Annotated in this window: 4 protein-coding genes; 2 read left to right on the top strand and 2 right to left on the bottom strand. The window is 68.4% G+C overall.

All coding sequences use genetic code 11. The features are described 5' to 3' along the window. Positions 1–182: 182 nt before the first annotated feature. The gene (locus RMO85_RS04910) at positions 183–1,952 is read left to right on the top strand and encodes a hypothetical protein (protein ID WP_310526832.1); all 1,770 of its coding nucleotides are present in this window, start codon (positions 183–185) and stop codon (positions 1,950–1,952) included. Positions 1,953–1,962: 10 nt separating this feature from the next. Here RMO85_RS04910 and RMO85_RS04905 read toward each other — a convergent pair whose 3' ends face one another. Together RMO85_RS04905 and RMO85_RS04900 are read right to left on the bottom strand one after the other, a co-directional pair. Further along, the gene (locus RMO85_RS04905; protein WP_310526830.1) at positions 1,963–4,419 is read right to left on the bottom strand and encodes an FAD-dependent oxidoreductase; all 2,457 of its coding nucleotides are present in this window, start codon (positions 4,417–4,419) and stop codon (positions 1,963–1,965) included. Next, positions 4,412–5,314, bottom strand: coding sequence for a phosphotransferase (locus RMO85_RS04900; RefSeq protein ID WP_310526829.1), 903 nt, complete (start codon positions 5,312–5,314; stop codon positions 4,412–4,414). The genes RMO85_RS04905 and RMO85_RS04900 overlap by 8 nt, the downstream gene beginning before the upstream one ends. A 113-nt stretch (positions 5,315–5,427) precedes the next feature. Here RMO85_RS04900 and RMO85_RS04895 point away from each other — a divergent pair. Then, positions 5,428–6,333: amino acid permease (locus RMO85_RS04895; RefSeq protein WP_310526828.1), on the top strand; the 906-nt coding region annotated here is incomplete at its 3' end.

The following is a 6,333-nucleotide window of genomic DNA, read 5'->3' as shown; positions in this document are numbered from 1 at the left end:
TCGCAGCAACGCGCCGATTCGACGATGACCAACCCCGACACGCCGGGGAACGCGTCGGGGATCAACGACGGTGGAGCCGTGGTCGGCTGTCGGCGACGCGCGACAGTCACGCCTCTGGACTGATCATGCTGGCTCTGCTAGACATCGAAGATCACACACATACGGCGGAAGTGGGTGGCGGCATGGGACGATCCAGGACTCTCGCGGCGGCGACAGCGGCGGCAGCGGCGGCAGCGACACTGGCGCTGAGCGGGGTCACCCCGGCGGGCGCGCACGACGACGATCACCACCCAGACGGCTTCCGCACGTCGCGGCCCGCCATGCTGACGCCGGTTCGAGCCGGCGTCGAGGTGATGCCCCTGCTGAGCGTCGGAGACGCGCTCGCGAGCGGATACCGCTTCGAGGCCATCCCCGACGGGATCTCGCTGCTGCGCGGCCGCCACGATCAGGTCGACGTCTACGTGAACCATGAGACGAGCAAGATTCCCTTTCCCTACTCGACCGCTGCGCCCACTGCCGCCAACGGCGAGAACGACTTCGACAACGCCCAGCTGAGCCATCTCGTGCTGAACCGGTCCGATGCCGCCACGTTGAGCGGGGAGATGGTGATCGACAGCAGCGAGGGCTACCAGCGGTTCTGCTCCAACTACCTCGCCACCGAGCGTGAGGGCTTCCGTCGGCCCACCCTGTTCACCAACGAGGAGACGCCGGACTACGTCTACCGCGACGAAGCCTCGTGGCCGCCGGTCCCGGGGGATCCCGGCGAGCAGGAGGCCGGCGTCGTCGTGGCCCTGGACGTGAAGAGCGGTCGGCACGTCCCGATCTACGGCATGGGCCGCCACAACCACGAGAACTCCGTCCCCGTCCCGGGCTACGACAAGCCGGTCGTGCTCTCGGGCGACGACACGTTCACGAGTGGGCCGCTGACCGGTGTCTTCCCCGCGGGCGCGGTGCCGGCGCAGTCGCAGCTCTACTCCTACATCGCGCGCAACTCCCAGTCCCTGATGAAGGACAAGGGCGACCTCTGGGCGTTCGTGTCGGACACGCCTGGCGTGAAGAACTACTACGACGTGCTCCCCGGGTCCGGAACCGACGTCGAGGGCCACTTCATCAAGGTGCCCAAGAACATCGCCACCGGGATGAACGCCGACGGCACGACCCTCAAGGCCGCCGACGTGGGCTTCCCGGCACCCCCCAACAACGGCAGCTGGCAGACGGACCTGCGGCTGACGACACCGACGGGCATCGATGGTCCGCAGTGGGCGCTGGAGTACTGGAGCGACATCAACAACGTCTTCCAGTTCGTCCGCATCGAGGACATCGCCTACGACAAGCGCCCCGGCATGCACAACGTCGTCTACCTGGCCGACTCGGGCCGAGGACGACGTGCGGACCAGAGCCTCGACACGCCCAACTTCCGCTCCACCAACGGGCGGATCTGGCGGATGGTGCTGGACAAGGACGATCCGACGAGGGTGACGTCGCTGAGCGTGCTGGTGGAGGGCGACGACAACCCCGTCAAGACCCTGGCCGAGGTGCACCAGCCCGACAATCTCGAGTCGACGGCGACCGGTCTGCTGATCACCGAGGACCCGGGGTCGAGCCAGCAGTTCCCGTCCGGTTCGACCGACGCGAACGCCACGACGGCTCGCCTTTGGTTCGCGCCGTTCTCCGGCACCCCGGAGGTCATCGTCAAGGTCGACCAGTCTGCTGACGGCGGCACGACCGACGTCGACGGCCGGGCACCCGGCAACTGGGGAGCCTGGGAGTCGACGGGAGTGGTCGACGCGTCGTCCGCCTTCGGGCCGGGTGCCTTCCTCATCAACGTGCAGGCGCACACGCTGTGGGTCGAGCAGGCGCCGGGCGACGACAACAACGCCGACGGCCAACCCGACTTCACCTACAAGCGCGAGGGTGGCCAACTCGCGCTGATCAGGGTCCCGGGGTTGTAGCTCTGCGACCTCAGGCTCTGATGCTGAGCCCCTCGGGGTCGATCAGGGGTCGCAGGGACACCGAGATCGCACGCAGGTCGGAGCCGACCGCGACCTCGTACGACCCCGCCCGCACCCAGTCGACGGCGACCGGGCCGCCGGCACGGTCCCAGACGTAGGCCAGGCCCACGCCGGTGCCGAGGGTCGCGGCCCAGGTCGCGGAGGTGACCTGTCCCGCGACGACACCGTTGCGCAGCACGGCCTCACCTCCCCACACCATGGTGTCCGGGTCGTCGACCGAGAAGGAGACGAGCCTGCGGCGGGCGCCATCCGCTCTGGCCCGTTCGACCGCGCTGCGTCCGAGGAAGGGGATGTCGGTCCTGAGCTTGCAGGCGAACAGCAGGCCGGCGTCGACCGGCGTGTGGTCGGGGGTCAGCTCGCGACCGAACGCCCGGTAGCCCTTCTCGAGCCGGAGGGACTCGATCGCGTAGTAGCCGCCGTCGGCCACACCGAGATCGGCGCCGACCGAGAACAGGTCGTCGTACACGCCGACCGCGAACTCGGTGGGGACGTACAGCTCCCAGCCGAGCTCACCGACATAGGTGATCCGCGTGGCGCGGACCGTGGCATGGCCGAGGTCGATCTCCCGGCTCGTGCCGAACGCGAAGGCCTCGGCCGACAGGTCGGCGCTCGTCAGACGCGACAGGAGATCGCGGGAGCGTGGTCCCATCACACCCAGCACCGCACAGCTCGACGTCAGGTCGACGACCGTGGCGGAGCATCCCGGGGGCAGGTTGCGCCTCATGTGGTCCTGGTCGCGCTCGGTCGTGGCGGCGCTGCTCACGACGAGGTACTCCGTCGCGCTGACCCGGGTGACGGTGACGTCCGACTCGTAGGTGCCGCGGGCATTGAGCATCCCGGTGTAGACGGTGCGTCCCGGGGGCACCGCGACGTCTGCGGTGCACAGCCACTGGAGTGCCCGTTCGGCATCGGGTCCCACGACGAGGTACTTCGAGAACGACGACTGGTCGAACACGGTGACATGGGTGCGGGTGTTGGCGTGCTCGGCTGCGACCCACGGGAGCCAGGTCGGCTTCGACCAGGTGTAGTCGATGGCCGGCGGTGTGCCCGGCGGAGCGAAGAAGTTGGCGCGCTCCCAGCCCATCTTGCTGCCGAAGCTCGCGTTGGACTGCTCGAGCAGGTGGTAGAGCGGGGAACGCCGAAAGGGCCGAGCCGTCCGCATCTCGCGGTTGGGCCACGGGATCTCGTAGTGCAGCCCGAGCACCTCCGCGACCCGGTCGCGCAACCAGCGGTTGTTGCCGTTGAACCGGGCGAAGCGGCGGATGTCGACGGCCGTGAGGTCCGTGGTCGCCTCACCGTTGACGATCCACTCGGCCAGTGCACGACCGGCACCGCCGGCTGACGCGATGCCAACCGAGTTGAAGCCCGCGCCCACGTAGAAGTTCCGGGTCTCCGGCGCCGCGCCCAGGATGAACTGGTTGTCGGGAGTGAAGCTCTCGGGGCCGTTGTAGAACTTGCGCACACCCGCCTCCCGGAGCGCGGGAATCCGCAGCATCGCGCTCTCCATCAGCACAGAGAAGTGCTCCCAGTCCTCCTCGAGGAGCTGGAACTCGAACGGGTAGGGGATCTGGTCCGGCGCCAGCCAGGGCTTCGCCTCGGGCTCGAATCCGCCCACGACGAGACCGCCGACCTCCTCCTTGAAGTACGTGTACCCGTCGGGGTCGCGCAGGATCGGCAGGTCGGGGCGTACGCCGTCGATCGGCTCGGTCACGACGTAGAAGTGCTCGGCGGAGTGCAGTGGCACGGTGACTCCGGCCAGGGCGCCGACCTGCTTGGCCCACTGTCCCGCGCAGTTGACGACGACCTCTGCCTCCACGTCACCGGCGTCGGTGCGGACCCCGGTCACAACGCCGTCCCGGACGAGGACGTCCAGGACCCGGGTCCGCTCCGCGATCCGGGCACCGCGCTGTCGTGCGCCCCTCGCCAGTGCCTGCGTCAGGTCCGTCGGGTTGGCGGTTGCGTCGCCGGGCAGCCAGATGGCGCCGGCCAGGTCCTCCACCTGCATGACGGGGTAGCGCTCCCTCGCCTCGCCGGGCGTCAGCAGCGCGCACTCCAGCCCGTAGACGTCTGCACTGGCCGCCGTACGCCGCAGCTGGGTCATCCGGTCGGCGGTGCGGGCGACGGTGACCCCGCCGCAGCGCTTGTAGCCCGTCGACAGCCCGACCTCGGCCTCGAGCTCGGCGTACAGCTGGGTGGAGTACTGCACGAGTCGCGTGCCGCTCTCCGAGGCCCGCAGCTGACCCACGAGTCCGGCCGCGTGCCACGTCGTGCCGCTGGAGAGGCGGCCCTGCTCCACCAGGAGCACGTCCGTCCAGCCGAGTCCGGTGAGGTGGTAGGCGACGCTGGTGCCGATCACGCCGCCGCCGATGACGACGACTCGTGCCCGGGAGGGCAGCGCGTCAGTCACTGCGGGTCACCTCCTCCAGGAGCCGTTCGAAGTCCGCTCCGTCGAACTCCGCGACGGCGCGGTCGTACTTCTCCTTCGCCCAGGTCCAGAAGTCGAAGTCGAACTCGCTCACCGAGTGCTGGATCGATCCCCACAGGGTCCAGCCGTACTTCGCCATCAGTCCCCACAGCCGGGCCCTGGCCACCCGATGGCGGAGCAGGGTGCCGTCGTAGGCCGCCATCAGCTCGTCCAGCTGGTCGAGGGAGAGGTCCGCCTCGCTCCAGATGTTGCCGAGCTCGAAGCAGGCGTCGTTGTTGCCGGCGTACTCGTAGTCGATCAGCCACAGCTTCGAGCCATCGTCGATGAAGTTGCCCGCCAGCAGGTCGTTGTTGCAGGGGACGGTGGGCTGGGGGCGTACGGCGAACGCCGCACGGATCCGCTCGACCTGAGGCTGGAAGTCCTGATAGCGGTCGGGCACTCGGAAACCGCGCTCGAGGACGACTTGGAGGTAGCCGCTCTGGACGGCGAACATGTCGAAGTCGTTGACGAAGCGAGGCCCCAGGTGCAGCTGGCGGCACGCGGCCGCGACACGGGAGAGCTGGGTGCTGTCGCGCAGGTCGTCGTCGGTGAAGGTCCGGCCCTCGACGTACCCGACGATCATCAGGCCGGCCTCGGGCAGGTAGTCGACGACCGGCGCTCCCACCCCGGCCGCTGCCGCCGCGAGCGAGTTCAGGTGCTCGTTGCGGTGGTCGACGGCCAGGAGCTCACCCCCGGGCTGCGCCACGCGGACGACGACGGCACGCCCGTCGAAGGTCACCTTGAGGTTGACGTTGGTGAGCCCGCCGGGCAGCTCCTCGACGTCGTAGGGCCTGCCGTGCAGCCAGTCGATCTGCTCCAGGATCGCGTGCCGGGCCACGGCCTCGCTCCTCCCGGTCGACGTGGTCTAAAGGTCTAAGGTCATGCCATTGACATCATGATGAGGCCCAGATCACACTGACCGCAATGGCCGGCTGGGGAGAGGAAGGTGCCATGAGCACCACGGAATCGCATCAGGAACCGATGGACGCGGACGCCAAGCGCTTGGCGGAGCTCGGCTACAAGCAGGACCTGAACCGAAGTTGGTCGGGGTTCTCCAACTTCGCGATCTCGTTCTCGATCATCTCGATCCTGGCCGGCTGCTTCACCAACTTCGGCGCCGGCTGGAACAACGGCGGTCCGGTCTCCATGTCCTGGTCCTGGCCGATCATCAGCCTCTTCATCCTGATCATCGGCTTCACGATGTCGGAGCTGGTGTCGGCCTATCCGACCTCCGGCGGCATCTACTGGTGGGCCTCCAAGCTCGGCGGGCCGCGCGCCGGCTTCTACACGGGCTGGCTCAACCTCATCGGCCTCGTGGCGGTCACCGCCGGCGTCGCCTACGGCTGCGCCACCTTCATCGATCTCACGCTGAGCATGTGGTCGGAGTCCTATGCCGGGGGCTACTCACTGACCAGGGTCTTCGTGATCTTCGTGGTCGTGCTGGCCCTCGCCTCGGTGCTGAACATCTTCAGCGGCCACCTGATGGCGATCATGAACAACGTGTCGGTGTGGTGGCACGTCGTCGGGGTCGCCCTGATCGTGCTGATCCTCGTCGTGGTGCCCGACACCCACCAGAGCATGTCGTTCGTCTTCACCGAGCGGCTGAACAACTCCGGCTACTCCGACGGCAAGTACTGGTTCCTGGTGCTCCCCCTGGGTCTGCTGCTGACCCAGTACACGATCACCGGGTACGACGCGTCCGCGCACCTCTCGGAGGAGACAGAGGCAGCCTCCGAGGCGGCGGCCAAGGGCATCTGGCGCTCGATCGCCTACTCCGCGGTCGGCGGCTGGATCCTGCTGCTCTCGTTCCTGTTCGCGGTGCAGACCGCGGACATCGACAGCGTCGCCGGCGGCGGG

The sequence above is a fragment of the Nocardioides sp. genome (assembly GCF_031422975.1).
Lineage (GTDB): Bacteria > Actinomycetota > Actinomycetes > Propionibacteriales > Nocardioidaceae > Nocardioides.
The sequence above is the reverse complement of the archived record's forward strand: the minus strand, read 5'-3'. Positions and strand labels throughout refer to the sequence as shown.

What these genes read in the sequence shown, in the direction of transcription:
- RMO85_RS04910 (WP_310526832.1), top strand. Translation starts at nt 183, where the DNA reads ATGGGACGATCCAGGACTCTCGCGGCGGCGACAGCGGCGGCAGCGGCG.